Raw genomic sequence first — 26,382 nt, forward strand, 5'->3', positions numbered from 1 at the left:
AAATTCTTCAATTAAAAGAGTGCTAATGTAGGGACAACTAATTAAGGAGGCGACCAACATGGTCATGACATTGGAGCAATTCCGCGAAATTTTGGATGAGAATCGTCGTTTAACCATTCGAACAATTGAGGCTTTCCCTGAAGACAAGTTATTCACCTTTACACCGATTGAACCGCTGCGGCCCTTCTCAAAAATGATTTTAGAGATACTAGATATTGAACGCGGATATATACGCGGTATCGCTCTAGGTGAATGGGAATATAGCCAACCTTTTGCTGGTGTTTCGACCAAAGCGGAACTATTAGACGGTTGTCATGAAACAAAGGAGGATGTGCAAAAATGGTGGCCAAAAATCACCGAGGAACGGTTGCACACCGTAGAAAAAGATCCCTTTTTTGGTGGCGAAATGAGTCATTTCGAGCGTCTACATTATGCGTTGGAAAATGAAATCCACCATCGGGGCCAAGGTTTTATTTACTTACGGTTACTTGGGATTGAACCGCCAGCGTTTTGGGAGCGACAATAAAAAGGGACAACATTTTAATTTAACCCGGATTCGTTCCGGGTTTTTTATACCGGGGTAGTACCAGCGAAGCTGTCACTAGGCCTATTAAGTTACATTCTATTTTCGCTTGGTCGTACAGGTGTTACTAAATGTTCACACATAAAAAGGACTCCTAAAGGCTTAGGAATCCCTTTTTAATTCTTGAAGTCGCTTGTATGCTTCTTGGTAAACTTCATTATCTTCTCTTTTTCCGACAATAATTATTTCTGCAATTTCGGCCTTGTCCCCATTCGGTAAACGATTCGATAAGGTGAGAACACGTTTCAACGACCTGAGTAATTCCAGAATAGGGCGCGTTTATTTAACAACGTGACGCAGCTCTATATGTTTTTTAATTAGTGAGCGATCATATGCCTATTTAAGAATCGAGTGCGTTTAATGGTAACGAAAAAAGCCCAATTTCCCAAATTAAAGCCATTACATATGACCTTTTACAAAAAACACTTTAAATCTAGGGGATTGAAAAATATGGGAGAAAAAAGTAAGTTACGTTTAACTGGAAACATTATTTTAAAATTGGTGATCTCTATCATCTTAATGATTGTTTTAACCGGTATCCTGTCAATTCCAGCTATTATTTATATCTTCACGACTTCTAATGTTCCATTAGAAGCAATTTCTAGTCTGGAATTCGATGATCCTGTTGTGGGATTATTAACAGGGGCTGCATCGTTTTTTGGGGTGCTTTTAACTGTTTTAATTATGACAAAATTTAAAAAACAATCCCTGGAAAATATGGGTTGGATGGATTTTTGGAAACACAAAAGGGAGCTTGTCTATGGATTGGTTCTCGGATTTGCTTCGATTACAGCTGTTTTTCTTGTTTTATGGGCTACGGGACAAATTTATTTTGAAAAAAATGCGTTTTCACATATGAACTTCTCATGGTCTCTACTAGTTGGTTTAATAACATTCATTTTTGTGGCGTTGAACGAGGAATTATTTTTCCGTGGATACATTATATCGATTTTAAAACCAACCCACTCGAAGATTATCATTTACATTGTTTCGGCGGTTCTTTTTAGTTGTGCACATATTTTAAACGATAATGTGAAAATCATAGGTCTAATGAACATTGTTTTGATTGGATTGCTATTTGCGTACATGTTTTTAAAAACCAATCGCTTATGGATGTCCGTTGGTTACCATCTAACATGGAACTTCTTTCAAGGAAATATATGGGGATTTCATGTGAGTGGGACCAAAACTACTAGCATCTTTCAGCCGAAAATTCATGACACGATATTAACAGGTGGAGGTTTTGGGCCGGAGGCAGGGCTTTTAACAACGGTTGTAATTATAGGCGGATTTGTTGTAACAAGGTGGTTTTTGGGCTCAAAGTCAGTGGATTTTCAGAAAGAAAATAGATCCATATAAAAATAGAAGTTTGACATAGATGGGACATAGGGTTAGGTTCCTTGTCCCAGTAGGTGATATTTATTATATCTTTTGCTTGTTCAACAGTTTTGTAGGATCTTCAATTAAAGGGCGCAATTGCGGAAGAACGCAGCACAAAAAGATCAAACTTTTTTATAAAAACAAAACTTAAATCTACTAAATAAGAATCCATTTTGATCAAATCTTTTTTTCAAAATGGATTCCTTTTATTTACCGTAAAATACGGGTTTGTGAGGTGATTTTGGTCAATAAAAGGCATGAACATATTTGATATGTCAAATATGTTCATGCCTTTTATTTAAATATCCTTGACCCACATTATCTAAAGATAACACCTTGGTCCGCATTGTTAAGAGGCGTGGTGGGTTCTGTTATTATTATCATATATCCTTTAAATGTTTTTGTCAAAGAATACTAAGAGCTGTAAGGAGAAAGGTAAAGGACGATATTATGAACAAAATTGGAACTAAGTAGATGTTTTATGAAAATTGGGGTAACCTGCGGGTCCAATAAAATAAGATCAACGCATTTGAGCGGCTTTAGAATAAAGAAACTTCTATAAATAGATAGGCCAAGTACAATCTTTTTTGTCCTTGGACAAGTTAGAGGGAGAAGAGTATTTTCTCTCTTTTTTACTTTAATTAACTTTGCGTTAAATCTTTCTTTAACGAACAGTTGTGGAATTCCTGGTTTTGTGATACTGAGCCCCCACCATTAAACGGCCAAGGTCCAGTGTAAGACGGGTCAGGCCAAGAGTGGTTCATGCTTGGCTGTGTTTCAGACCAATATGGATGAGTAAATACTTCCACTGATGTACTCGAATTGGTTCCAGGTGCAGCTGATATTATTGGTTGAGCCCCACCTGGTGTACTCGGATGATATATGGGCTTTTTCTTACCCTTTAAGATTGGCATTGTAGGAGTTCCAGGTCCAACAGGATGTGGAGTGCTAGTAAGAACTGCTAGAGGTATTAGTTTAGGCGGAATTTGTGGTCCAATAGTTGGAAACTGTATATAAGAGGGAAAACTTTGCTGACCCAACATAATTGAATGGTGTTAAGAAGGAAAATAATGATCATAATTCAAAGATTATCTCTCCTTTTAATTGTTTTAAGGTATCGAGATTGTTAGTGCCCTATAAAATATTCCGTTTTTTTACATTGATTGACGAAATACTTTATGAAAAATCCCAAAGTCAGAGTCGGCCGATTAACATAAGTGTTGTTTTGTAGTCAATTCAAATTGGATCCTGGTGAAAAATAACAAAAAACCTATCTTTTATAGATAGGATATTTTTTGTGAAAAACCTATAAAATTTCTAAAAAAATCATTAAATATCACATTTATTTATTGATACCCTTTGTTTTTTGCTCGTTTTCGTTGCTTTTATTAATTCCTGTAGCTTTTGTGAATATCGATTCTAGATTCAAAGGTGAAAACAAAAAAGGACCTTATACGGCACCTTTTTCTTTTCAAATATCCTCAAACAAATTTCCGAATACCACACATGTTTCCATATCCAATCTAGCCATCCAGTGTATGTATCTTATTTCTTTTCCTGTTAAATCTCTGTTCAATCTGCTTGAAATTAGACGGATTAATCGTTTATATCTCTCTTCTTCAGTTACATAACTAGTATCCTCTAAATTTTCTTTTCTAGTCATCATTATACTTAGCTCCTATAAATTAATATGTTCATTGTTATACCTTTGTAATTGTTCTTGTAGAATTAATATGTAATTCATCATTGCCATTCTAACTATAGAAGGGTAGTAACGATTGTTAAGTTCTTGTTCACATTCCTCTAAATCCATCTTTTTTACTGCAATAATTTTATTTAATTCTTCTATGCTCATTGATACCCACCCCTACATATTAAAAAAATCATCATAATTCACATTTGAATCCAGTTTCTTAAGAAAATTTATGATTTTCCTTGCTGTGCTTATTGTTGGCTGGTGTTCGTCATCTGAACATAACCGACTGATAGTAGCTCTGCTAACTCCTGATTTTTCTAACTCCTTTTGACTGATACCGTGCTGGTCAATATATCGCCCTAGCTTTGACCTATCTTTACCAATGCCAAACCATTTCAAAACTTCCAACCTCCCAAGTGCTTGTTATTTATAGCTCAAGGATGGACAAAATTTTCATAGCTTATACATAGGTTTCATCTCTGAAAATTTTTCTCATAGATGATGCAACTTAGACAAACGGTAACGCATAGGCTTTTATCATTGGGTAAGAACTCCTTCAGATGTAGGTCGGAAAGATAAGAACTACTTCTGATGTGGTTCTGAAAGGAGAAAATTTAGATGCCGGGATTAAAGAAAATTACTCTTGTCTTAAACACAGATGACCCAGAGCAAAGGGATTTATATCGCTTTGTCAATAGCCTTCCTAATGGTCAGAAGAGGAATAGTAGTGCCTTTCTTCGCACTCTTGTTGACCGTGAGTATCAAAAGAAAAAGGTGCAGTATCTCGAAGAAAATCAGAAATTTTTACAAGAAAAAAAGACGCAAGAAGCGTCTAGTGTGAAGGTTATTAAACCAACTAAGAAAAACATCACATATTTAGCTAAGGATATTGACCAAAACGCCAATTAAAGCTCCGATTGCTCCACCTATAATAAATGTCATCCTTAACACCTTCTTTTGTTGGTTTTAATTGTATCATCCCCAATTAATTTAAAAATATACAAGGAGTGGACAGCATGAGAACGCAAACACTTGATTTTAAACGATTTGTTAGCAATGAGACGTTTTCTACCGATGAACTATTGAAGATGTTAGAAGATAAAAAATTAACCAAGATAGTCAGTATTGGCGGCGGATTAATGCTTTTATTGGTGCCAAAATCAGCATTAGCAGCAGCTAAAGCATCAACAGATCAAACTTTTGGTGACATATGGAAAGCTGTTATGAATGTTGTGGATTGGATTGCAGTTGGAGTTTTTGTTTTCTCTGGTGTCTCTTGGATGTTAGGACATAGACCAAAAGCAATTGAATTACTAATAGGTGGTTCAGCAGGTTACATTTTAGCCCGACATGCTATTGATATTAGAGACTTCTTGAAAAAGTTATAAGGAGGTGGGAACGATGGGAACAAAAACAATCATTATGCTCTGTTTGTTGGGTTATAGGATTTACTCCAAGAACAAACCAGTAAAATCGGTGAATTTTAACGCATTCCTTCAAAAAGGAGGGAATAAGCATGAAATTTCGTTTATCAAGTGAATACGGTGAGCTTTCAGAGGTTCGAAATATGATCCCACACCACGGAATTGATTTGGCTATTCCTGAAGGTACTGAATTAAGAAGCGTAATGGATGGAGTTGTTGAAAGGGTAGTCGATTTTGGAAACAATAATCTAGGAAAGGGCGTATTTATCCGAAACGATGACGGCACATTGTCTATCTGCGGCCATATGTCAAAGATTAAGGTGAAGGCAGGGGAACATTTAACGTCTGGGGAATCAATCGGTTTTTCAGGGAACACAGGACACTCAACAGCTGCACATTTGCATTATGGTATAAAGGATGTTGCAGGTCATTGGATGGATCCCACACCTGTTGCGGAGAATGTTTCGAATATGTCAGGTAATGACTTTCATTTCGGTGATATAGGCGGTGTTTTATTAGATAAGTACAATAAGTTTGCTGATAAATTCATTGGTTCCGAAATGAATATGGTCGTCAAACCAGCACAAGAAACCTTACAGGACTGGTTAATATCCCTTGGCAATACTCTAACGGATTTAATGCCAGAGATAGGCACTGGAATAACGATATTAGCTGGAATAGCCATAATGTTTACAGGTAATTTTCCGAAATATATCACTCGGTGGGGATTTGCTATGATGGGGGTGATTTCGTGGATTCTACTCGCAAAATAAGGTCAATCAAGTTATCCGATTACTTTGCATATCAGAGGAACAAAATGATCACTTATCGCATTATCCCTCATATTTCAGTCACGAATAACAGCAATACCAAGATGTGGAGGATTCTTCATAAGATGTATGAAATCTATGACAATGTTCCTTCTCGGCTAAGTAAGAAAGGTTTTAAATTAACGTATCGTGAAAAGGACAGTATTTGGTTCGATGTGGTATTCAAGCAGGATGGAAACGAGAAACGGATTGAGTTTTATGTAAGCACATCAGAAATATGGGCAAAGAAATTCCGTGAAATCCTTGAAAATTATATGAAGGTCACTGTAGAAGAGGTTGAAACTAATGCACTGAAAATCCCCGATACGAATGAAATCGTACTCCAAGAAATCAGACTTTCCAGGCATGATATATTTTCACTTGGTGTCAAAGCTTCAGAACAAACTACACCTATTGCTTCCATATTGACGGCACTTGATGACATTTCAATGGATGGCGACTTTGCCCGTCTTTCTGTTTGTGCGGAAACATTTGACCGTAAGAAATGGGCACATAACGGACAGTGGGCTAACGAAAAACTACAAAAGGGGATAATACCCGTAAGAGCAAGAATAACCCCTAGCAAGGTACAGAAGGCTCTTAAAACAGGTATATCCACCTTTGCAAATGAAGTGTATGACGTTGTTAACGACATTATGAATGCCATATCAAACACATTCTTCAAGAGTGATAAAGGATTTGAGAAGAAGAAGGTTATTGATCGTAAGCACGCTTTAATTGAGGAGCTGCATTCTAGTAAGGTTACCCAAAAGACACAGGAAAAGCTCAATCAACCTGTTTGGAAAACACATATCCGTGTAGCTACCGTAACTGAAAATAAGCTCCGGGCGGATTTAGTCGCCAATACAATCAGCAGTGCCTTTGCTGAAATATCTGGAGATAATGAGTTATTACCCTATAAGATTCGCTTGAAAGTTAGGAAGCGGGAAATGATTAATGAAATGAATACTCTTCATTTATCAAAAACAACTATGACGGAAGGGGATGTATCCTTACTATCTTGTGATGAGATTGCAAAAGTCGCTATTCAAATGCCTACATCTACGATTCAACAACGGTATGAAAATGAATTATGCGTTAATAAGAAGGTGGAGACAGATATATCCTCTATTTTCGTTCATAAGGAAGAGAAAGCTGGTGTGCGAATAGGTGATATTGTGATTAATATCGGCAGCAATAACATTACGTTCAAAGATGAACCATTGAAAAAGCACGAATCCAAAAGCAGCAGCATTTTAATTGGCCACGCAGAATTCAAAGGTAATGATATTCCTATTGGTATTCCTTTAGGAAATCCGGATGAAACCTACAAAGGCTATGTAGCAATGGGTGGAATGGGTTGCGGCAAAGATACCATGATTCAAAATTTTGTTACTGAAGCCTCGTTAAAGCACAATATAAGCTTTGTTGTCATTGACCAGGTAAACAAAGAAGGATTGCAAGGTATGGCAAATGGTATAAGGGACTGTCTGCCTCCTGAAAAGATTATTGATATTGATTTGTCTGATGATAATTACTTGCCTCCACTGGATCTAACTGAAGTAATGGAGAAGTTAGGAAGAAAAGGTGCAGATAGGTTCGCAAATGAATTGATTGATTTCTTCGGTGATTTGGAATCAATGGGGCAAAGCAGGAAGATATTAAGGGCTTTTGCTCAAGCTTCTAATGGCAGCCTATACAACATCAAGCGATTGCTTGAAAATGAATCATTTCGAGTAGAAACAGCTAAAAGGCTGCGGGATGAAAACAAAAATAGGGTAGCGGAAGAGATTGAAAAATATATCAGCGAATACGAACTAGTGGAGAAGAGGAACGGCAAAGGCGAAATTACTTCATCAGATATGAAGTGTACTAAAGACGGGCAAAAGTCCATAGATGGGAAAGCAAGTGCAATCTATAACCGATTAGATGAGTTTATGGGGGATTCCACGCTATTTGAAATATTTGCTCAACCTCCTAAAAACGAAATGAACCTGGAACAATGGATGAGGGAAGGGAAAGTAATTATCTTTAGGGTGCCGGATAGAATCTTATCTACCGTGGCGGTAAGAACCTTAGTACATTGGATAACACTTAAAGTGCTAATGACAAGAATGTTAATGACAGTAGATGATCAAGAGAACGGGGCTTTTATTGTCTTTAACGAGCCTCAAACATATTTATCCGATAATCCCGGTCTTGCTAAGTTATTGTCTAGGATTGCTGTTCAAGGACGTAAAGAACGGTTAGGAAGCATCTTTGCGTGTCACCACTTGGGGCAATTAAAGGAGATTTCAGAGGATTTAATATCCGGCGGTGTTAATTGGCTGCTATTCAAAAACGACAACGAGAACACCTTTAAAAGGCTGGAAACACAGCTACAGCCAATAACTATTGAAACAGCTTTAAATATCCCGAACACCAAAACAACACGGCACGCTATTTGTATTTTGAACTTTGGTGGAGAACGTAAGCCAGCCTTTTTAGTAAGGATGTTAAAGCCATCTTACGAACGATATAAACCTTATGACAATTCATTCTTAACTAAGCGGCACTCTAGAATGTTTGGAAGGCATTATGAAGAAATTCAGGAGATAATTGATCAAGAAGAAGTTAATTACAGAAAAAAAGAAAGAAATTAATGAAAACCGTCGTAGGACCTGCATTTATAGCTGGACCCGTGCATATGCTGCTTGTAGGCAACAGCCACAACAGCGGTGAGGCATACTATACCCTTCGGCCTTAATAGGTCGAGGGGTTTTACTTTTATATGACAGTTCGGAACTATTTCTGAACTACATCAGAACAGCATCCAGAGTGGTGCTTTTTTTATTTTCAGAGCGATTTGAGACATAACGCAGACTTTGTAATAAGTTATGGGTTTGTCCCCACAAAATTCTAATGAAAAAGCACTTCCATCCATAATTTCCCAACATATTTTGTAAGGAATAAGTTTAAAGGAGGCTATAAAATGGATGGATTTGGTGGATACGGCGGATTTGGTGGTTGCGGTGGCTATGGCTACGGCGGTGGTGTCGGCTGCGGTGTTGGCGGTTTTGCTTTAATCGTTGTATTGTTTATCTTGTTAATCATCGTTGGAGCTGTTATCTGTTTTTAAGAAAAAAACAATTACGCTTATCTTAGAAATACAAAAAAGCCCTACAAGGGCTTTCAGATTGTAGACAAAAGGCATTCGAATGAGCCCATTCGGATGCCTTTTTATTGGATTTTTGCTCATAAGAGCAAAATTTAGACCTACCTTTGACTATTATTACGCCAATTCTGGACCTTTCCACGTCCAGCTGGCCATCTTTTTCAAGTTCATGGCAGCAAAAGTAAGCATCGCTTGCATGGACAATTTTTTTAAGCCTCTTAAGGTTGTCCAACGCATACCATGCTTTTCCTTAGCATCCGCAAAGACCCGTTCAATCGTTTCTTTACGTCTTGCGTAAATGCTTTTATTTTCTTGTGTGTGACGAAGATGATCGGCTTCTTCTATGTAATGTTCCCAAACATGTCGCTCAATCAATTTTTTATGTTCTTTACTCTGCGTGCATTCTGAAAGTAAAGGACAATTTTGGCACTCAAACGGATTAGAGAAGTATTGACGCTTTCCATTCTTCGTCGTCGTTGCATATTTCAGTATTTGTCCTTGCGGACAGATATAACAATCGTAGTATTCATCATAAATATACTCATGTTTTTTCATATAACCGTCCTTCGTACGAGGTCGTGTATATGGTAATGCAGGAGTCATATCATTTTCAATTACGAATTGAGCAATAGCAGGTGTTTTGTATCCAGCATCAGCAGCAACAGCTTCAGGTTTCCCGTGTTTTTCAATGACCTTCTCAAGTAGTGGCTCGAAAATGACGCTATCATGGATATTCCCCGGGGTTACAATTGCACCCAAAACAAAACCATTTCGATCCGAAGCCGCATGAAATGAATATGCGAACTGTTTCGTTCGCTCATCCTTTACGTAATAACCACTTTCTGGGTCAGTGGTACTTTCTTTAATTTCCTTTAATTCTTCTTTTTCAAATTTATCTGGAGGAAATGGCTTTTTTCCGTGATCATCCCGGTCTTTATTAATCTCTTCTTGTAGACGTGTTTCATAAACCTTCGATTCCTTTCGAACTACTTTCTTTTCAAATTTACGCTTATTTGCACTAGCTTTAACATGTGTAGAATCAATAAATACGTGCTCGCTACTAATCAATTTCTTTTCTGAGGCTTCCTTTAAAATACGATAGAATATCTGTTCAAATAAATCAGTATCCTTAAAGCGTCGCTCGTAGTTTTTACCAAACGTTGAAAAGTAAGGTACCTTATCATAAAAACCAAAGCCGAGAAACCAACGATATGCCATATTCGTTTCGATTTCTGCAATGGTTTGACGCATAGAGCGAATACCGAAGGTATATTGAATGAAAGCCATCTTTATCAATACCACAGGGTCAATACTCGGACGTCCCCGTTCAGATGAGTACATATCTTGAACAAGTGAATAGATAAATGAAAAATCAATAGCAGCTTCTATCTTACGAACCAAGTGGTTCGCGGGTACAACTTGTTCTAAAGCTATCATTTCTATTTGATCACGATTCATCTGTGTATTTTTAGTTAGCATTTCATCCACCTCATCTATATGTCTGTATCTTAATTATACAAAGGACTGATTTAAAGGTCATTATTGATTTTAAAACTTGTTGATTGGAGCGGAAGGCGCGAAGACTCCTGCGGGAGTACGGAGCAGGGGAGACCCCGCAGGCGCTTAAGCGCCGAGGAGGCTCCCCGCTACGCCCGCGGAAAGCGAAGCGCCTGGAGCGCAAATCAACAAACAATTTAACAAAGACATAAAAAAGACTGCCGGCAAACCCAAGTTTTTCGGATTTGTCGACAGTCTGAAAGCCCTACAAGGGCTTTTTCTTGTGTTTGAGACTATTCTGATTAAGGTGTATATGCCATGGAAGGCTATGGGGCTTCGGCTACACTCTAGCTTATGCATCAGTTCATGTGAAATAATCAAGGGGTTAAGCCTTATTTTGAGGAAATATTATTTATTTACTTTAAATCAGCACTTGTCCACTCCGTTTTATTATTAGGACATATGTTATTACTACCACCAGTTATTCCTGCACATTTAAAAGACCTCCGAAGAGGCGTTTGCATGTATTGCAGACGTTTCTTTTCATTTTTAGAAATTGTTTAAGCAAATCAAATATTTTGTCCTAACCATTATGATGTTTGACCAATCCATCCTTGTCTTACGAAATATATACATAGTAAGAAGTTTTTTCCTTCAGATATTCCAATAGGTGGTTGTGGGGCTTATGTGGCGGTTACGGCGGCAGTACTTTTGTATTAATCGTTGTATTGTTCATTCTGTTAATCATCGTACTTTCCAGTGTTTGCTAATGTTTAATAAACCAAATGTTTGAGCAAAGTCAAATTAAGCATAGTGTGAGGTGTTACACTTGGGTGGTGGAATGGGAACTGCGTTAATCGTTGTATTGTTCATTCTTCTTATCATTATCGGAGCTTCTTTCATGTGCTACTAAATTGCACAGTGCACAGGGCAGGTTGAGTAAATCTGTCCTTTTGTTATATAAACTTCTGGAATGAAAGGAGGATGAATTAAATGCCATTTTTCGGATTTGGTCGAAGAGACCTGTTTTTTCGTGACGGCTTTAGAAGAAGACGGTTTTTCCCCATTGAAATTGAAATTGAAATAGAGAGAAGAAGACGAATTGAAATTGAAATCGAAATCGAAAGAGCGAGAAGAAGACGCAGATTCTTTTAAGCAAATGATTTGAACGGTTTACCAGGGGCCAACGGGCTCTTTATTTTTTTGTCCATAAAAAAGAAGCCAGGTTACAGTGCCCCTGACTTCAGCCAACACCCTATGAATTAATTTTTTTGCGGAACAAACGTTCTTTGTTGGTCAAGTATCTATTTAACTATAAATGATTTTTTGTATCGTGGGTATTTATATACTATTTCTTCGTATGTACCTGTATCTTTGATGAATTCATCCTTGTAAATAAAACATTTCGCGTGCTGGATCTGTGTAAACATGGTGTCTGTTTGAACTATATCGTCTTTTCGAAACGGTTCCTTGCACACCATACAATGCGGCTGAATTTTTTCTTTTTCCATAATACCCCTCCTTTCTGTCTTCAACATATCAAAAAAAGAGGGGTATTAATTTAAGTTCACAAAATCGTTTATATTTTGAAAAATAATTGTCGCTATTAAGCAGTATTATTTCTTTTCTAACTCATCCATATTTCATCCAGATGTGGTCTAGGAGTTTTATGATCATCCTGCCAAAGATTCTTTAACATTTTTATCGTTTCCTGCATGAAAAAGCCATTCCATTTCTTCATTTCACGATATTTATTTATTAAAAATTCCCCACTTTTATATATTATGGGAACATTCGTTTTTGTTGTTCGAGGAATATGTTACAAAAAATTTGGATATGCCTACATCCTCCTTCAGTTTTTTTCCAGTCATGCAGCCTTAAGTCTGCGATCTTTCTTCAGAAATAAGTACGATAAAATGGTTAAAATCATACAGAACTACTTCGGGCGGCAGCACTACGGACTGATCAGAAAGGAAAGAGCATCTTTCTATCATTCCGTACGTGTCGCTTCGGCATTAAATGGACCGATAACCACGGTCTGTACGGCTAACGCCTACATGCCGTAGGTTCCTGTTCCATTTACGGCTTACGCCGCCATACCGAACGAGCCGAAAACCGGAAAATCAAAAGATTGAAAGAATAAAAGACAAAAGGAGAGCAGCCGAAACGGCTGCTTTTTATTGTTTATTTTTCCCTTTTGCCTTCCGAATCGTAAAACAGCGCAGGCCTTCTAATCTTCCAGCCGGTAGGACACCCGAACCTTCCCGGCTAGAAGCTAAGAAGGCTAGTCAATCGGTCAAGGGGCAAAAAACTTTTTTCCTTAAGGGCGCTTTCGCAACAGTAAATAACTTTTTGTGCTAAGAGCACCCTTGACCCATTGCCTATGCGTGTTTTTCGTTCTACTTTCAAAAGGGGAAAAATCATCCACATTATAATTAATTTCGGCATTAAATGGACCGATAACTACGGTCTGTACGGCTCATGCCTACATTCCGTAGGTTCCTGTTCCCTTTACGGCTTACACCGCCATACCGAACGAGCCGAAAACCGGAAAATCAAAAGATTGAAAGATCAAAAGAATAAAAGACAAAAGGAGAGCAGCCGTTTCGGCTGCTTTTGTTATTTATTTTTCCCTTTTGCCTTCCGAATCGTAAAACAGCGCAAGCCTTCTAACCTTTCAGCCGGCAGGACACCCGAACCTTACCGGCTAGAAGCTAAGAAGGCTAGTCAATGGGTCAAGGGGCAAAAAACTTTTTTACTTAAGGGCGCATTCGCAACAGCTAAAAACTTTTTGTACTAAGAGCGCCCTTGACCCATTACCTATGCGTGTTTTTCGTTCTACTTGCAAAAGGGGAAAAATCATCCCCCTTTGGGGAACTCACTCGCTTCGCAAGTCAAAAGGAAAAAGAAATCTTTAACCAAACTTCAAAAATCTAATTAGACAATCAAAGGAGGATAAACCAAATGACAAAAAGCGTGTATGAAATTATTACAGAAAAAATCATCGAAAAATTAGAAAAGGGAGTTGTACCGTGGCGTTAGCCATGGACCAATTCAAATGCGATCAACTGGAAAACGCAAAAACCTTACCGGGGAATCAATATTTTCCTAGTGGAGCCGGGGGAATATGCTTCCAAAAAACAGATTTTAGAAGCGGGTGGACGAATTAAAAAAGAGGAACTAAAAAATTCTCATATCATTGTGTATTGGCTTTGGAAAGAGAAAGAAGACGTAGCCTAACCCCCAAATCGTATTAATACGAAAAGGGAATTCTCCTTCTGAAAACCGTTCTCTTAACCTTTTTATATGAACATCGACTGTTCTTTCGTCCCCTTCATAATCATAGCCCCAAATGTCTTCAATGAGCTCTTCTCTAGAAACAGTCTTTCCAGGATAACTTGCCATTTTAAACAATAGCTCGAATTCCTTCAACGGAATGGTATATTCCCGCCCTTTAAAAGAAATTTCATGTGATTTCCGATTTAACTTAAATTCATCAATATTGATTGTTTGTGAAACGGTTATTTTATACCGTTTTAATAATGCTTTTACTCGTGCGGCTAACTCAATCGGGTCAAATGGTTTAACAAGATAATCATCCGCCCCGAGATCAAACCCCCTTCACCTTTTGCGCTGTTTCTCCTTTGGCGGTTAACATTAAGATCGGAATATCACTGAACTCCCGAAGCTCTCGACATAATTCCCAGCCATCCATGTTTGGCATCATAATATCAATGATTGCTAAATCTACCTTTATTTTTTCCATCAATTGCAATGCCTTTATACCATCAGAAGCCTCATAAAGCTCGAATCCCTCCTTTTTTAAAAAAAGGAGGACAAGTTCTCGAAAATAGCAGTCATCATCGACAATTATTATTTTCGTCATTCATCCTCATCCTTCCGAGTTATTACGCAGGTTCTATTAATCGTAATTGTTGCTCGGCAAATTCACGATACAAAGAGTGAGTTTGTAGAAGTTGTTCGTGTGTACCACTTCCGGTAATTTTTCCTTTTTCGAAAAAGATAATTTGATCAGAATCAATGACAGTTGATAAACGATGGGCGATAATGAGGGGCGTTCTTCCCTTCATTAAAAAGCTTTGATGGTTTTGTTCGTAGCACCAATTGAATAAATTGACCCCAGCCTTTTTGTTGCTTCACTTCTGACATATTAATTTACATCCTTTCTATCTTTGTCGGTAATTAACATATCCCATTCCTTATTACAAACATGATTATACAAAGAATATATGAATTGAATATGAACAACTAAGGTTCATAGTGCTCAAAATGAGTTTTCATCTGACTACTAATTGTAATTCATAATCCTTCCAGCATTGGAAATAATAAATACAATGCTGAATACGGCGGTGAAAACGATAATGGGCTGGTTTACAAAAAAACAGGGACAAACAGATGAAAAAGAATCACTCGAACAATATCTCAAACGCTCAAACGATTTTAAACAGGTTTATTATATCAATCAACCAACAAACACTCAGTTTTCTTTTTCCTTTATTGCTACGCTAATTGACGAAAGCATTTTGCAGGAGAATGCCCTTCCTTATTTACTAGAGAAACCCTTCGAAACAATCGAAGATGTAAAGAAACTTATCGCGATAGCTGACGTGCAAATTAGCAACGATCCAAGCGTAATCGAACAGAAATTGTTTAATGGATATGTACTATTAACACATGATTCAGACAAAAAAAACTTTGCGTTTTTGGCCGCCCAAAAAGAGCTTGTCCGCGGCATTACAACGCCGGAGGTTGAATTTAGTGTAATCGGCCCGAAGGAAGCTTTTGTCGAATCAGTAGAGCAAAATATCAACCTCATTCGTAAAAGGCTCCCCGTGAAAGAACTTATTATTGAAGATTTTACAGTGGGTTCTCTTTCTAAAACGAAAATATCCGTTTTGCACATTGATGGCATTGCCGATCCCACCAATGTCAAAACCATTAGGGAACGGATAAAAGGTATCGAATTTGATGCTATTACGGATAGTTCCTATATCGTCCAAATCATATCTGATAATAAAAATTCCCCTTTTCCCCAACTTCTGGATACGGAGCGTCCAGACAGGGTGACAGCCATTCTGGCAGAAGGGAAAATTGCTATCCTTGTTGATGGGTCACCGCAAGCATTGATTGCGCCAACAACACTGGTTGAATTCTTCAGTTCCTTTGAGGATTATTTCTTAAATTGGATGTTATCCTCTTTTTTCCGGCTGATCCGGCTTTTCGCCGTTGCCTTTTCTATTTTAATAACGCCTGTATATGTAGCGACCTTATCCTACCATTACGAACTGATACCAAAGGATTTAATGAACACTTTGGTTACCTCCCGCCGGGAAATACCGCTCCCGCCCATTCTGGAAGCACTTTTTTTGGAACTGACGATTGAACTGCTTCGGGAAGCGGGAGCGCGTCTTCCTACTAAGGTTGGCCAGACGATTGGTATCGTGGGCGGTATCGTTATCGGAACGGCCTCTGTTGAAGCCGGACTGACAAGTAACGTCCTCCTAATCATCGTGGCGCTGGCAGCATTAGCATCTTTTACGACACCTGTTTATAAAATGGGCAACGCCATTCGGTTACTGCGCTTTCCTTTCTTGTTTTTTGCAGAATTGTGGGGGCTGCTTGGAATCGTTTTTTGTTTTTGTCTGTTAATGACACACGTAATAAGGCTTACTTCCCTTAACAGGCCTTTTTTAGAACCAATCTATCCACCTAGAATGACGGATTTGAAGGATTCGCTTATTAGGCTTCCGTTCAGCAAACAATCCAAAAGGCCACATTATTTACGGACACAAAATCCTGTTCGTTTTTCTCTTAATGAAAAAAAGGAAAAAAGAGATATTGATGAATAGGAGGCGGGTGTTGGGATATGGAACAATTAGTGCCTGAAAAAGCAAAAATATCGCCTTTTTTAGTTTTTTTTCTAGTCCACACTATGCAGCTTGGCATAGGTGTCCTTGGCTATCAGCGCATTATCGCTCAGACCGCAGGATATGATGCATGGATATCGGTAGTTATTGCTGGTTTAAGCGTCCATATCATTCTATGGATGATTTACAAAATCGCTGAAACAGCCAATGGGGATATTGTATCAGCTCATACTTTCGTATTTGGAAAGAAAATGGGCAAACTCCTATCTCTGCCATTTGTGTTATATTTTTTACTTATCTGTGTCTCGGTGCTTAGGACCTTTATTGAGGTCGTACAAGTGTGGATGTTTCAGGATATGAGTACTTTTTGGTATTCCTTGGCTTTTTGTAGTTTAGCTATCTATATTATTTTCGGAGGGTTTAGAACCGTAACAGGAGTGGCATTCTTTGGAGTTGTTCTTCCAGCCTATCTAATATTCACTTTTTTCTTTACCATCCCTTATGCTGATTTAAGAAATTTACTTCCAATCTTTGATCACTCGATTAGGGATCTGGTTATGGCATCTTATCAAATGTCGCTTACTTATCTCGGCTATGAGATACTATTGTTTATTTACCCGTTTATTAAAGAACCACAAAAATCAAAAAAATGGGCTCATCTGGGTGTCCTTTTTTCCACTTTTCTTTATACGTTTCTTACTATTGTAACCTTTGCCTATTTTTCAGAGGGACAGCTGCAAAAGAATGTCTGGGCAACGTTGACAATATGGAAAATAGTGGAAATGCCTTTTGTGGAGAGATTTGAATACATTGGCATCGCCAATTGGAATATCATCATTCTCCCCAATTTCTGTATTGCCCTATGGAGTGCCAGCCGCATTGTAAAAAGGGTGACCAACATGAAGCAAAAATATGGGGTCCTTATATTAGCAATGGTCGTGTTAATCACCATTAATTTTTTAAAGACCCGGCAACAAATTCACACCTTGATCGACTATACAGGAAAAATTGCTTTTTTGATTAACTACGGGTACATCCCATTACTCTTTTTTCTGATTCTTATTGTGAAGAAGGTGAAGAAAAAATGAAAAGTATCATGATATCCCTACTAATTTTAACCACAGTTCTTGTAGGGTGTGTACAAAAGGAGATCTTAGATGATGTTAATCTCGAAACGGGAAGCGCTTATGATTATGTTGGTGATAAGATACGCGGAACGGCATTAATACCTATCTATTTGCCAGATAAAGCCGTTGAAAATAAAACCTTTACGGCCTCTTCTATGTTAAGCAGGGATTTTTTAAGAGATGTGCAGCGTCAATCTTCAGATCCGATCGTGACAGGAAGTCTTAAAGTAGTCCTTTTTGGTGAACGGCTTGCGAGAAAAAAAGGAATTTTAGACCTCATTGATTCGTTTCAACGGGATCCCAGCGTAGGTGCCGGCCTTTACCTCGCTGTAACAGAGGGTGAAGCAAAGGATTTTGTTGAAGGTCAGTTTGGAAAAAGAGGAAATGCCGTTTATTTATCCAATCTCATTCGCCATAATATGAAAACAAAAGATGTGCCCAAAACAAACCTTCAGCGTTTTTTATTTGATTTTAATCAATTGGGGAAAACACCTTATCTCCCGCAGTTAAGAAAAATTGGAAAGGATCAGATTGAAATAAGCGGAATCAGCTTTTTTCGGTATGGAAAAGTCGTGGAAACCATTCCAGCTGAGAAAATGTTCTATTTCAAGCTGCTGGTTGACAAATATAGTCAAGGAACCTTAAAGGTGAACATGGGCAAAGATTTGGCAGCCATTGAAAGCATCAGTTCAAAATACAAAATGCGGCTTGCATCCAGAGATCCCGTTACAGTAAATGTGCAGCTTAAGATTAAAGCTATCTTAAATGAATACTCCGGCAACCGTGCTACACCAAAGGAAATTAAAGAAATCGAAAAGAAACTACAAAAGAAAATTGAAGTTGAATGTAAAAAATTAACAAAAGGGTTTCAGGAAAAAAATATTGATCCAGTAGGATATGGGCATTTTGTAAAAAGCAACACTAGGCAATTCAATTTTAAACAGTGGGCAACTGACTATCAAAATCTAAAAGTAAATGTCCATGCAGATGTAGCCATTACGGAATCTGGGGTCATAGAATAATTTTGATATTCACTTAACCATTTTAGAAAATATATTGCTTCATACCATTCTCTGCTGAATCTGAAAAGGAGACACTTTGTTTTAAGTATCTCCTTTTCATTTAATATAAGGTTTTAGATCACATTTTAAACATTTATTTGGAAAATCGCCCCACTAAAACCCAATACAGGAATGCGCTGAAAACAGTAATGAGTGAAAGAACCAATAAAATATTACTATATAAGGAAGCGTCCGAATTATTTAGATATTCCAAGGATATTTCCTCGCATTGATGAGTGATCCATCATTGCTGCTGTATAGGCTATACCAATGGAAGCAGCTACATTAAGAATCAAATTATAAAATCCGACCGCTGTTCCCGAGTTTTCTTTCGCAATAGTACTAATGCATGAATCAATCATCGGAGCATACATAAACGCAAACGAACTAGAGAATAAAATCATGGAAATTACGAACACAATCACAGAACTTTGTATAAAAAATCCGCCTACCAATAGACTGGTGGTAATACCAGCCATTGCAATAGTGATACATTGCCTGGTTCCTAATACTCTAGCAATTTTTCCAGAAAGTGCCCCAACAGTGGCGGCTAAGACATAAGCCAGGATTAGTAAAAACGAAATGGTATCAAGATTCAAATTATAAAGCTTTTCAAGGAGAAACGGAAACAAGAAAATATACGCTAATTGCACTGAGTAAATAACAAAAGCGATTGCTAACAAAGAGATAAAACGCTTGTTTTGGAAAAATGAAATGCCAATGAAAGCTTTGGAATCCTTGCTGATATAAACTATGAACAAGGCAATTGCGACAATAAACACGAGAAGATAAATATAGTTAAAACCAGTAATATATAACAATAGGGTTGCAGCAATGGCTCCTACTAGAAATAAGCCAATTACATCAACATTACCGCCTTTCAAAGAAACAGGGGAAAAAAAGACTTTTGCCAAACCTTTTTATTATCGAATTTGGGAGATTAATAAACAGTGTACAGGTTTAGAAAGTAAAAGAAGTAATGAAACCTTTGATCATGACCCCATTGAAAAGGCAGAGGAAATTATTAAGGGATATATGCCTGGTCCTGATTACGCATTTCATTCTGGAAAAGCCGTATATTATCCGACATGGGATAGAATCAATTGCCCTCCACTTAAAGATTATAAAGTGCCGGAAGAATACTATTGCACCCTGTTGCATGAAATCGTTCACAGTACCGGACATCAAAGTCGCTTAGCACGCCCAGGCGTCACGACACAAGGTGTGGCTTTTGGGGACGAAGTGTATTCGAAGGAAAGAGGAATTAGTAGCGGAAATGGGTGCGGCGATGTTGTGTGGAGTGGCTGGTATTGATAACAGCACTTTAGAAAATAGCGCTAGTTATATCGATTCATGGCTAAGAGCTTTAAAAAAAGAAACCCGTTTAGGGGTACGGCAAGAATCGTTCTTTTTTGGGCCACTCATACACAAGAGAGATTTTTTATAGTCGGCAAAGATCTGCGGTACAAAACGGCCACTTTTTGAGTGGCTATTTTTTATGTTTATATTTATTACAGAACTTCGTTTAAAGAGGTGGGCAGCTAATGGCGGGAATGAAAAAGGAACTACCGTTGTTGCATCAACAAGTATTAGGGTTAATTCCAAGCGGCGATCGGTCCATTACTTTTTGTGAAATCATTCAAACGTTAGGATTAAGTAAGCAACATGAACGAGATATACGTCAGGTTCTTGTTGACCTTGTGATGAAATATGGGTATCGAATCGGCAGTGCCAGTGGTGGAAGTAAACGGAAAGGATTTTTCTTAATCGAAACCGTGGGCGGAAATTGGAGAAGGCTAGTCATACCCTTACCAGTCGGCAGCGGCACATAGAAAAGCGTAATATGGCGATGATTGAAAATTTCAGAAAGTATCATCGCCTTTCTGAGGATGAAGCGGCACAGGTTAACAAGTTAACAGCAGTTAACTAGGGGGATTATTCCTTATTTTGTTTTGGTTTTTAAAATCAAAATGGGGTGATTTCCATGGATATACGCAAACAACTCGAAAAGGTAATTGATACGAGAGGACTAAGCGACAGCAAGCTCGCGGAATTGCAGGAGAAATGGAGTAAGAACGGGGCTGTGTACTCAGGGGCAAACAGCAGGAATGGATAGTAACGCCCGCCGCTGGGTTGCAGTAATCATTTTTTGTCATGGGTAAAAATCCATTCGTGGGGGGATAAAAGGTGGCGTATAACGAGAATATGAACGTCTACAGTATATGGCATGAGGACGATGCAATTAGGTTGGAAACCAATCAATCAGAGTTGACCAGCTTAGAAACAATTATGATGGTAGGTGCTAAGCATTTCATTGACCACGGCAAAATAAAGGAATTGCAGCAGATCATCACCAGCCTGCAATCAAAATTACAGGAAGTAAGCTAGGGGCTGCCGGTGGTGCAGCTTTTTATGACCATAGAATACCACACTTCACTAGAAGCCCATATTTAGCCTGATGACGTTTTAAACATATCAGAATACGAAACTATTGGTAATGGTTTTAAATGCTGTCATTGGTCAAATTTGAAAGCGGATTACAGCATAAATAATATTCAGTCTATTTTGTTTGAAGCCTTTTAATAAAAACTCTGTTAAATAATAATGTTGATAATTACTCAAAACAAAAAGGACCCATTTAGGTCCTAGAATAGCCTTCTTCAGCCAGCTTCTTAGCTCAAAAAGAACAACTGCCTTTGATGGCAGCAAGTTCTTACCGGAGGCTCCTGAAAATACTGTTTAAATCATTTCCTTACTAGAATCAACGTCTTCTTCTTTCTCTTTCAAATTCAAAGGGGAAAAAAGGGAAAAAGGGGAAAAAGGGGAAAAATCGTCTTCTTCTAAAGTCATCACGAAAAAATCGATCTCTTCTAAAATCATCACGAAAAAAACCCATGTGTAATCATCTCCTTTCATTTCAGAAGCCTATATGACAAAGGACAGATTAACTTAACCCGCCCTTTGTTCCGTACAATTTAGTAGCCGCTCATGAAAGAAGTTCCGACAATGATAAGCAGAATGAACAATACAACGATTAACGCAAAAGCACTTCCCATTCCATCACCCATGTATATCGCCTCCAACTATTCTTATTTAAATTTACTTTACTCAGTCAAAATCCTTCTATTTGGTTTATCAAACATTAGCAAAAACTCGAAAGTACGATAATTAACAGAATGAACAATACCACGACTAAAACAAAAGTGCTGCCGCCATAGCCACCGCCGCCATAACCGTAACCGTCGTATCCATAACCGCCGCCACATAAGCCCCACATACAAATCACCACCTATTGGAATATCTGAAGTAAAACCTTTCACTATGTATATATATTTCGTAAGACAAGGATGGATTGGACAATCATCCTAATGGTTAGGACAAAATATGTGATTTGCTTAAACAATTTCTAAAAATGAAAAGAAGCGTCTGCAATAAATGCAAACGCCTCTTCGGAGGTATTGATGTATGCCTGGTGGCCTTGGATAGTAATAACATATGCACTCAGAATAAAGCTGAATGGGACAAGTGCTGAATAAAAGTAAATAAAATTGACTCTAAATAAATGAACAAATTTGGGTGTTGGAAAACGATGGCGTATAACGGGAATATGAACGCCTGAGGATGATGCTATCAGACTAGAACCCAATTATTCTGAGTTTACCAGTTTTGGACTTCACTAAAGTGGTAAACCAGCATAAATTAGATTATTAACCTGTAAAGGATGTTTTTATATGTCAGCAATCCCTTTTCAAATAATTATTGATGTTGTGAACGGTGGGGTTGTCAATTTTGGCGGTGCTTTGTATGTTAATCCTAAAAACGCTGTGAAGAGTAATCACGGTGCAGGCACTAACAATACAGGTATTCACATCGTAACGATTAATGGAGTTAGTTCCACTAATTCGCTAGATGCTGATGCAGTGGATCAGCCAATCGTTGATGATTAAAAGTAAATTAAGAAGTTTGGCACCACGGCTTGTTGAAAATCAACAATCAAATTTAACATAGCCAATAAATAAAAAACTCTATAGGGCGGCAGCACTACGGACTGATCAGAAAGGAGAGAGCACCTTTCTGTCATTCCGTACGTGTCGCTTCGGCATTAAATGGACCGATAACCACGGACTGTACGGCTCACGCCTACATTACGTAGGTTCCTGTTCCGTTTACGGCTTATGCCGCCATACCGAACGAGCCGAGAATCGGAAAATCAAAAGATTGAAAGATTAAAAGAATAAAAGACAAGATGAGAGCAGCCGAAACGGCTGCTTTTGTTGTTTATTTTTCCCTTTTGCCATCCGAATCGTAAAACAGCGCAAGCCTACTAACCTTTTAGCCGGTAGGAACCCGAACCTTTCCGGCTAAAAGCTAAGATGGCTAGTCACTCAATCAAGGGGCAAAAAACTTTTTTGTTTAAGAGCGCTGTGCAACAACAAAAAACTTTTTGTGCTTAATCCCTTGACCGATTGCCTATGCGTGTTTTTCGTTCTACCTGTCAAAAGGGGAAAAATCATCCCCCTTTGGGGAACTAATTTGCTTCGGAAAGCAAAAGAAAAAATGAAAGTGATAAAAATTAAAAAACACAAAGGAGTTTTGAAAAATGGAATTAACATCAATTTTTGAAGTGGTTCGAATTAAGCAGGAAATCAAGGAGTCATTAGAGCCTTTTGCACTTCATCAAATCCGTTCACCGCAAGATGCGCAAGAATTAGCTGCCGCACAAATTGCAGATGAAGACAGAGAAGTTTTTCTTGTCATGATGCTCAATACTAAGAATCAGGTGATTGGGTTACATAGAGCGCATGTAGGTAGCTTAAATTCAAGCATAGTACATCCGCGAGATGTGATGAAAAGCGCTATTCTTAACAATGCTGCATCTATTATTGTCAGTCATCAGCATCCTAGCGGTGACACGACACCGAGCAGAGAAGATATAGAGGTAACGAAACGACTTGCAGAAGCAGGAAAAATTATCGGAATTGAAGTTCTCGACCATGTAATTGTCAGTCATACCGGAAAGCACGTCAGTTTAAAAGAGAAAGGGTATCTATAAAAAAAGAAAAATTACAAAAGGGGCAACGACAACGCCCCTTTTGCTTGAAAGAAGAGGAAAAATGAAAAGCTACATCAGCTGGATCGCCAGCTGGTTGAGGCTTACGGATGGAAGAAAAAACTAGCCGTTTTTTCTTGATTAAAGCAGGCATCGAGCCTGCTTGCAGTTGCTGCTCAAGCAGCCTATAAAAACCTTTTGAAAGTTTATTCGGGGATAAGAAGAAGTTTGGAAGTGATAAAGATTATATTTAATGCATAATATTCCTAGTTTAAATTGTCTTTTATCCAGGATATATAAAAATGCTGATAGTCAACTTAATTTCTCACATAAAACTAAACTTTAATGATATTGTTTTTTTATTTTTGTTTTAACGCAAGGTTTTCGTTTTGAAAGAAATTAGTACCTTATAGTTCATGGGCTTCAGCTTTATGGTCTAAAACAGGAAATATAAAGTTAGGGTAAAAGGGCATAATGAACGAACCTAAAGGATTTAAGATTAAGAGAATAATAGAATAATGCATGATTCCATTTTCGTACTGATGAATCTTTATAAGAGAATGTTCTTACATCTTCTAAATGGCAAAGGGTCCTAAATCATAATTATATTCGTTTTAAAACCTCAGTATAGAATCCCTTAAAAACAAGCTAAAAGGAGAGAATCGGTTATGAAAACGTGCCCATATTGTGGTAGTAACATAGAAAGAATTGATCAGCAGTACTATTATTGTAATTTTTGTAGTATGAAGCTCAATGCAAGGATCGTAAAAGAGAATCACGAACGTCTAGACGTCCGATTTCAGGAATTTGTATTAGATGCTTATATCGATAAGACAACACCAGAAATAATGATATTATCCACCTTTGAGTTATTATATTTGCTTAAAATGTTACGAAAAGAGCGCAATGACACGTATCATCATATGCATGTTTTTCATCGGGCTGGTATTGCCGGTTGCAAGGATTTTAAAGAGGCTGAAAAAGAAACAGGCCAGGATTACATGTATTTCACAAAAAAGACGTTTATTGTGGAAAATATCATCCGTACGCGTTTAGGTTATGTGCCGGAACATATTACGGAAAGCTATTTGGTGAGGTATATTGAAAACATTAAAAAGGATAAAAAAACTGGTCCGATGATTATTCGGACCCAAAGAAAAAACATTTTAAATAAGATGTAAATGCAAATTTTTTGTATACCGATCATAATGTAGTGAGGATGTAACTCATACATGAGATTTTTATACTATGGGTACATCTAAAGTGAACAACTATTTAATTAGACACGGGGAGGGTTTCTAGAAATCCTTTCCTTGAGTTTTTCCTAGAACGGCACTAAAGGTTTTCGGCTCAATCCAAACAAAACCCGACAATTTTTTTACATGTAACGTTTGATTAAACAAGTGAAAAGAGGAAAACGGTCGAAGGAGGTAAGATTATCTGGAATGAATACTAATCTTTTAAGGTTAAGAAAAAACACGGAACCACTGCGACAATCTTTTTAATATGCTAGGAGGGAAATTCCTTTATAAATAAAGGATCTATTACAAATCTAAACAAACGTTTGATAAACAACAGAAAAGAGGAAAAGGGGTCGGATTATGTAAGATTACCTGGCTTTAATGCTATTCATTGAAGACTCAGAAAATAACTTGAACGCTCCGACAATCTTTTTTCATACTAGGATGGAAAGGGTTTTATAAATAAGGGTTTTTATAAAACTAGAGACCTATCACACTAGAAAGTCGGTTCCTAAAGTTAACACATCAATGTTGGATTGTAGCTTTCTCTATAAAGAGCAGATATCTTCTCAATCCCGATTCGATGTTAAGCTTTGTTGAATCATGGGTGCGGTCAATATGCAAATCATTGAATCAGAGTGGTTAGGTGACATTACCGAGGCGACCGTCTCCATATCGCATTTTTGAGTTGAAACGCATCAACAAAGGCGAAGGGATATATTAGCTTGATGTGATGGCTATGGGGTTATTGATGTAATGCCTGTTTTTTTACTAAATCTTACATACCATATCCAACTCTGTATCGGATTTTCACTATTGATGAAGATCTTCTTGTCCTTCAATTAACTATTCAAGTATGGCAGAGAGCCCTTTTGAATAAATAACAGGCTGCTGCCGTATCCCTCAACTTTGAAACGTCCTTTTGCCATTGTCGATAAACCAAAACCGATTGTAAGATTGACTCACATAAGGATGGTATTTCCTTTTCACCATGAAGGAGATAAGCTTCAATATACTTTTCTATAAGAAGATTACTAATCCACTCTTTTTGTTTAAGTTTAAGCAGCGGAAAAGTTATTATTAGTTTGAATTAATTTTTTCATCCGTTATTCATGATTTTACATATGTTCCTCCTTGGGGCTACATACAATTATTTCATTAAATTATAAATTCTATCTTTCTTGTCCATATCCTCAACAAATAGGAGATTCCCCTTGGATACCAAAAGGTCCAAGAAGGAACATACTTGTGTATAATCTTTAGGCTTATTGGTTGAGAAGCGGTCGTTAGATAACTTTCCTTCTCGAATTAAAATTTCACAAATTTCCATCGCACTAGTTACCCCTGATTTTAAAAGGGATATAATGGCATCGTGAACTGAAGAGAGGGGTTGACTTTCAGCAACTTCCTTAATTTCCTCCATAAATAAGTCATCAAATGATATTTGATTCAAATTTGCACTTCCTTTCAAA

General features: G+C 37.7%; 35 protein-coding genes and 2 pseudogenes. 22 read left to right on the forward strand and 15 right to left on the reverse strand.

Annotated features, from left to right (window positions below):
- The first annotated feature begins 58 nt into the window (after window positions 1-58).
- Window positions 59-526, forward strand: coding sequence for a DinB family protein (locus CCK98_RS33555; RefSeq protein WP_088090895.1), 468 nt, complete (start codon window positions 59-61; stop codon window positions 524-526).
- A gap of 159 nt (window positions 527-685) precedes the next feature.
- On the opposite strand, the gene CCK98_RS35895 is transcribed toward CCK98_RS33555, so the two are convergent.
- The gene (locus CCK98_RS35895; RefSeq protein WP_179196073.1) at window positions 686-832 is read right to left on the reverse strand and encodes a hypothetical protein; all 147 of its coding nucleotides are present in this window, start codon (window positions 830-832) and stop codon (window positions 686-688) included.
- A 201-nt stretch (window positions 833-1,033) separates the two neighbouring features.
- Here CCK98_RS35895 and CCK98_RS33560 point away from each other — a divergent pair, with 201 nt between their 5' ends.
- Entirely contained in the window at window positions 1,034-1,942 is a 909-nt protein-coding gene (locus tag CCK98_RS33560) for a CPBP family intramembrane glutamic endopeptidase (RefSeq protein ID WP_179196074.1), read from the forward strand.
- A 662-nt stretch (window positions 1,943-2,604) separates the two neighbouring features.
- Here CCK98_RS33560 and CCK98_RS33565 read toward each other — a convergent pair.
- The 4 genes from CCK98_RS33565 to CCK98_RS33575 form a co-directional block, all read right to left on the reverse strand.
- Window positions 2,605-2,877, reverse strand: a complete 273-nt coding sequence (locus CCK98_RS33565) for a hypothetical protein (protein ID WP_088090897.1) — start codon at window positions 2,875-2,877, stop codon at window positions 2,605-2,607.
- Window positions 2,878-3,434: 557 nt separating this feature from the next.
- A complete protein-coding gene (locus CCK98_RS33570) occupies window positions 3,435-3,629 on the reverse strand; it encodes a hypothetical protein (RefSeq protein ID WP_088090898.1) in 195 nt (64 codons plus the stop codon).
- Window positions 3,630-3,641: 12 nt separating this feature from the next.
- Window positions 3,642-3,818, reverse strand: a complete 177-nt coding sequence (locus CCK98_RS35900) for a hypothetical protein (protein WP_179196075.1) — start codon at window positions 3,816-3,818, stop codon at window positions 3,642-3,644.
- A 12-nt stretch (window positions 3,819-3,830) separates the two neighbouring features.
- Entirely contained in the window at window positions 3,831-4,058 is a 228-nt protein-coding gene (locus CCK98_RS33575; protein WP_088090899.1) for a helix-turn-helix transcriptional regulator, read from the reverse strand.
- 219 nt (window positions 4,059-4,277) lie between these two features.
- Here CCK98_RS33575 and CCK98_RS33580 point away from each other — a divergent pair, with 219 nt between their 5' ends.
- From CCK98_RS33580 to CCK98_RS33600, 5 genes are all read left to right on the forward strand, one after another.
- A complete protein-coding gene (locus CCK98_RS33580; RefSeq protein ID WP_088090900.1) occupies window positions 4,278-4,568 on the forward strand; it encodes a hypothetical protein in 291 nt (96 codons plus the stop codon).
- A 107-nt stretch (window positions 4,569-4,675) separates the two neighbouring features.
- Window positions 4,676-5,047 (forward strand): glycosyltransferase, encoded by a 372-nt coding sequence (locus CCK98_RS33585; RefSeq protein WP_256942624.1) that lies wholly within the window; start codon window positions 4,676-4,678, stop codon window positions 5,045-5,047.
- A gap of 128 nt (window positions 5,048-5,175) precedes the next feature.
- On the forward strand, window positions 5,176-5,856 hold the full coding sequence (locus CCK98_RS33590; protein WP_088090901.1) for a M23 family metallopeptidase: 681 nt from the start codon (window positions 5,176-5,178) through the stop codon (window positions 5,854-5,856).
- 122 nt (window positions 5,857-5,978) lie between these two features.
- Window positions 5,979-8,534 (forward strand): ATP-binding protein, encoded by a 2,556-nt coding sequence (locus tag CCK98_RS33595; RefSeq protein ID WP_088090902.1) that lies wholly within the window; start codon window positions 5,979-5,981, stop codon window positions 8,532-8,534.
- A gap of 329 nt (window positions 8,535-8,863) precedes the next feature.
- Window positions 8,864-9,010, forward strand: coding sequence for a YjcZ family sporulation protein (locus CCK98_RS33600; protein ID WP_088090903.1), 147 nt, complete (start codon window positions 8,864-8,866; stop codon window positions 9,008-9,010).
- A 153-nt stretch (window positions 9,011-9,163) separates the two neighbouring features.
- Here the strand turns inward: CCK98_RS33600 and CCK98_RS33605 are convergent, their stop codons facing one another.
- On the reverse strand, window positions 9,164-10,525 hold the full coding sequence (locus CCK98_RS33605; protein ID WP_088090904.1) for an IS1182 family transposase: 1,362 nt from the start codon (window positions 10,523-10,525) through the stop codon (window positions 9,164-9,166).
- Window positions 10,526-11,217: 692 nt separating this feature from the next.
- Here CCK98_RS33605 and CCK98_RS33610 point away from each other — a divergent pair.
- The 3 genes from CCK98_RS33610 to CCK98_RS35905 all read left to right on the forward strand — a co-directional run bounded on the left by CCK98_RS33610 (window position 11,218) and on the right by CCK98_RS35905 (window position 11,698).
- On the forward strand, window positions 11,218-11,313 hold the full coding sequence (locus CCK98_RS33610) for a YjcZ family sporulation protein (protein WP_088090905.1): 96 nt from the start codon (window positions 11,218-11,220) through the stop codon (window positions 11,311-11,313).
- A gap of 50 nt (window positions 11,314-11,363) precedes the next feature.
- A complete protein-coding gene (locus CCK98_RS33615) occupies window positions 11,364-11,456 on the forward strand; it encodes a YjcZ family sporulation protein (RefSeq protein WP_256942625.1) in 93 nt (30 codons plus the stop codon).
- Between the two features lie 80 nt (window positions 11,457-11,536).
- Window positions 11,537-11,698, forward strand: a complete 162-nt coding sequence (locus tag CCK98_RS35905) for a hypothetical protein (protein ID WP_179196076.1) — start codon at window positions 11,537-11,539, stop codon at window positions 11,696-11,698.
- A gap of 149 nt (window positions 11,699-11,847) precedes the next feature.
- On the opposite strand, the gene CCK98_RS33620 is transcribed toward CCK98_RS35905, so the two are convergent.
- The gene (locus CCK98_RS33620; protein ID WP_088090907.1) at window positions 11,848-12,054 is read right to left on the reverse strand and encodes a hypothetical protein; all 207 of its coding nucleotides are present in this window, start codon (window positions 12,052-12,054) and stop codon (window positions 11,848-11,850) included.
- Between the two features lie 1,052 nt (window positions 12,055-13,106).
- On the opposite strand from CCK98_RS33620, the gene CCK98_RS35045 reads away from it, so the two are divergent.
- Window positions 13,107-13,343, forward strand: coding sequence for a hypothetical protein (locus tag CCK98_RS35045; RefSeq protein WP_142292257.1), 237 nt, complete (start codon window positions 13,107-13,109; stop codon window positions 13,341-13,343).
- Window positions 13,344-13,723: 380 nt separating this feature from the next.
- On the opposite strand, the pseudogene CCK98_RS33625 reads toward CCK98_RS35045, so the two are convergent.
- The 3 genes and pseudogenes from CCK98_RS33625 to CCK98_RS36720 all read right to left on the reverse strand — a co-directional run bounded on the left by CCK98_RS33625 (window position 13,724) and on the right by CCK98_RS36720 (window position 14,713).
- Window positions 13,724-14,429: pseudogene (locus CCK98_RS33625) on the reverse strand (response regulator transcription factor).
- Between the two features lie 22 nt (window positions 14,430-14,451).
- Window positions 14,452-14,637 (reverse strand): annotated as a pseudogene (locus CCK98_RS36715) (multidrug ABC transporter permease); the annotation flags it as partial.
- Window positions 14,582-14,713 (reverse strand): hypothetical protein, encoded by a 132-nt coding sequence (locus CCK98_RS36720; RefSeq protein WP_256942626.1) that lies wholly within the window; start codon window positions 14,711-14,713, stop codon window positions 14,582-14,584. The pseudogene CCK98_RS36715 and the gene CCK98_RS36720, both read right to left, overlap by 56 nt.
- A 212-nt stretch (window positions 14,714-14,925) precedes the next feature.
- Between CCK98_RS36720 and CCK98_RS33635 the strand changes: the two genes are divergently transcribed.
- From CCK98_RS33635 to CCK98_RS33645, 3 genes are read left to right on the forward strand one after another with little or no spacing between them, the layout of a single operon-like run.
- Window positions 14,926-16,413: a spore germination protein gene (locus CCK98_RS33635; RefSeq protein WP_088090908.1), complete on the forward strand. Its 1,488-nt coding sequence runs from the start codon at window positions 14,926-14,928 to the stop codon at window positions 16,411-16,413.
- A 17-nt stretch (window positions 16,414-16,430) separates the two neighbouring features.
- On the forward strand, window positions 16,431-17,519 hold the full coding sequence (locus CCK98_RS33640) for a GerAB/ArcD/ProY family transporter (protein ID WP_088090909.1): 1,089 nt from the start codon (window positions 16,431-16,433) through the stop codon (window positions 17,517-17,519).
- Window positions 17,516-18,580, forward strand: a complete 1,065-nt coding sequence (locus CCK98_RS33645) for a Ger(x)C family spore germination protein (RefSeq protein WP_088090910.1) — start codon at window positions 17,516-17,518, stop codon at window positions 18,578-18,580. Before CCK98_RS33640 ends, CCK98_RS33645 begins: the two co-directional genes overlap by 4 nt.
- A gap of 236 nt (window positions 18,581-18,816) precedes the next feature.
- Here the strand turns inward: CCK98_RS33645 and CCK98_RS33650 are convergent, their stop codons facing one another.
- Window positions 18,817-19,440 carry an MFS transporter gene (locus CCK98_RS33650; protein WP_256942627.1) on the reverse strand — a complete coding sequence of 208 codons (624 nt, stop codon included), beginning with the start codon at window positions 19,438-19,440 and terminating at the stop codon, window positions 18,817-18,819.
- A gap of 13 nt (window positions 19,441-19,453) precedes the next feature.
- On the opposite strand from CCK98_RS33650, the gene CCK98_RS37170 reads away from it, so the two are divergent.
- The 5 genes from CCK98_RS37170 to CCK98_RS33665 all read left to right on the forward strand — a co-directional run bounded on the left by CCK98_RS37170 (window position 19,454) and on the right by CCK98_RS33665 (window position 21,007).
- Entirely contained in the window at window positions 19,454-19,933 is a 480-nt protein-coding gene (locus tag CCK98_RS37170) for a zincin-like metallopeptidase domain-containing protein (RefSeq protein WP_256942628.1), read from the forward strand.
- The gene (locus tag CCK98_RS36725) at window positions 19,908-20,066 is read left to right on the forward strand and encodes a hypothetical protein (protein ID WP_256942648.1); all 159 of its coding nucleotides are present in this window, start codon (window positions 19,908-19,910) and stop codon (window positions 20,064-20,066) included. Before CCK98_RS37170 ends, CCK98_RS36725 begins: the two co-directional genes overlap by 26 nt.
- A gap of 97 nt (window positions 20,067-20,163) precedes the next feature.
- Window positions 20,164-20,451 carry a hypothetical protein gene (locus CCK98_RS33660; protein ID WP_088090911.1) on the forward strand — a complete coding sequence of 96 codons (288 nt, stop codon included), beginning with the start codon at window positions 20,164-20,166 and terminating at the stop codon, window positions 20,449-20,451.
- A 152-nt stretch (window positions 20,452-20,603) separates the two neighbouring features.
- A complete protein-coding gene (locus CCK98_RS36730; RefSeq protein WP_256942629.1) occupies window positions 20,604-20,735 on the forward strand; it encodes a hypothetical protein in 132 nt (43 codons plus the stop codon).
- A gap of 71 nt (window positions 20,736-20,806) precedes the next feature.
- A complete protein-coding gene (locus CCK98_RS33665; RefSeq protein ID WP_088090912.1) occupies window positions 20,807-21,007 on the forward strand; it encodes a hypothetical protein in 201 nt (66 codons plus the stop codon).
- A gap of 351 nt (window positions 21,008-21,358) precedes the next feature.
- Here the strand turns inward: CCK98_RS33665 and CCK98_RS35915 are convergent, their stop codons facing one another.
- The 3 genes from CCK98_RS35915 to CCK98_RS33680 all read right to left on the reverse strand — a co-directional run bounded on the left by CCK98_RS35915 (window position 21,359) and on the right by CCK98_RS33680 (window position 21,896).
- Window positions 21,359-21,502: a hypothetical protein gene (locus CCK98_RS35915; RefSeq protein ID WP_179196077.1), complete on the reverse strand. Its 144-nt coding sequence runs from the start codon at window positions 21,500-21,502 to the stop codon at window positions 21,359-21,361.
- A gap of 92 nt (window positions 21,503-21,594) precedes the next feature.
- Complete coding sequence (locus CCK98_RS33675) at window positions 21,595-21,675, reverse strand: YjcZ family sporulation protein (protein WP_269320614.1); 81 nt, start codon at window positions 21,673-21,675, stop codon at window positions 21,595-21,597.
- A gap of 86 nt (window positions 21,676-21,761) precedes the next feature.
- Window positions 21,762-21,896 (reverse strand): YjcZ family sporulation protein, encoded by a 135-nt coding sequence (locus CCK98_RS33680; protein ID WP_088090914.1) that lies wholly within the window; start codon window positions 21,894-21,896, stop codon window positions 21,762-21,764.
- A 454-nt stretch (window positions 21,897-22,350) separates the two neighbouring features.
- Between CCK98_RS33680 and CCK98_RS33685 the strand changes: the two genes are divergently transcribed.
- The 3 genes from CCK98_RS33685 to CCK98_RS33695 all read left to right on the forward strand — a co-directional run bounded on the left by CCK98_RS33685 (window position 22,351) and on the right by CCK98_RS33695 (window position 24,850).
- The gene (locus CCK98_RS33685) at window positions 22,351-22,566 is read left to right on the forward strand and encodes a spore germination protein (RefSeq protein ID WP_088090850.1); all 216 of its coding nucleotides are present in this window, start codon (window positions 22,351-22,353) and stop codon (window positions 22,564-22,566) included.
- Between the two features lie 653 nt (window positions 22,567-23,219).
- Complete coding sequence (locus tag CCK98_RS33690; protein WP_088090915.1) at window positions 23,220-23,672, forward strand: RadC family protein; 453 nt, start codon at window positions 23,220-23,222, stop codon at window positions 23,670-23,672.
- A gap of 665 nt (window positions 23,673-24,337) precedes the next feature.
- The gene (locus CCK98_RS33695) at window positions 24,338-24,850 is read left to right on the forward strand and encodes a hypothetical protein (RefSeq protein ID WP_088090916.1); all 513 of its coding nucleotides are present in this window, start codon (window positions 24,338-24,340) and stop codon (window positions 24,848-24,850) included.
- A 1,210-nt stretch (window positions 24,851-26,060) separates the two neighbouring features.
- On the opposite strand, the gene CCK98_RS33700 is transcribed toward CCK98_RS33695, so the two are convergent.
- A complete protein-coding gene (locus CCK98_RS33700) occupies window positions 26,061-26,363 on the reverse strand; it encodes a DUF3895 domain-containing protein (protein ID WP_088090917.1) in 303 nt (100 codons plus the stop codon).
- Window positions 26,364-26,382 lie beyond the last annotated feature (19 nt).

This window comes from Bacillus sp. OV166 (assembly GCF_900177675.1).
In the GTDB taxonomy this organism is placed as follows: Bacteria; Bacillota; Bacilli; order Bacillales; family Cytobacillaceae; genus Neobacillus.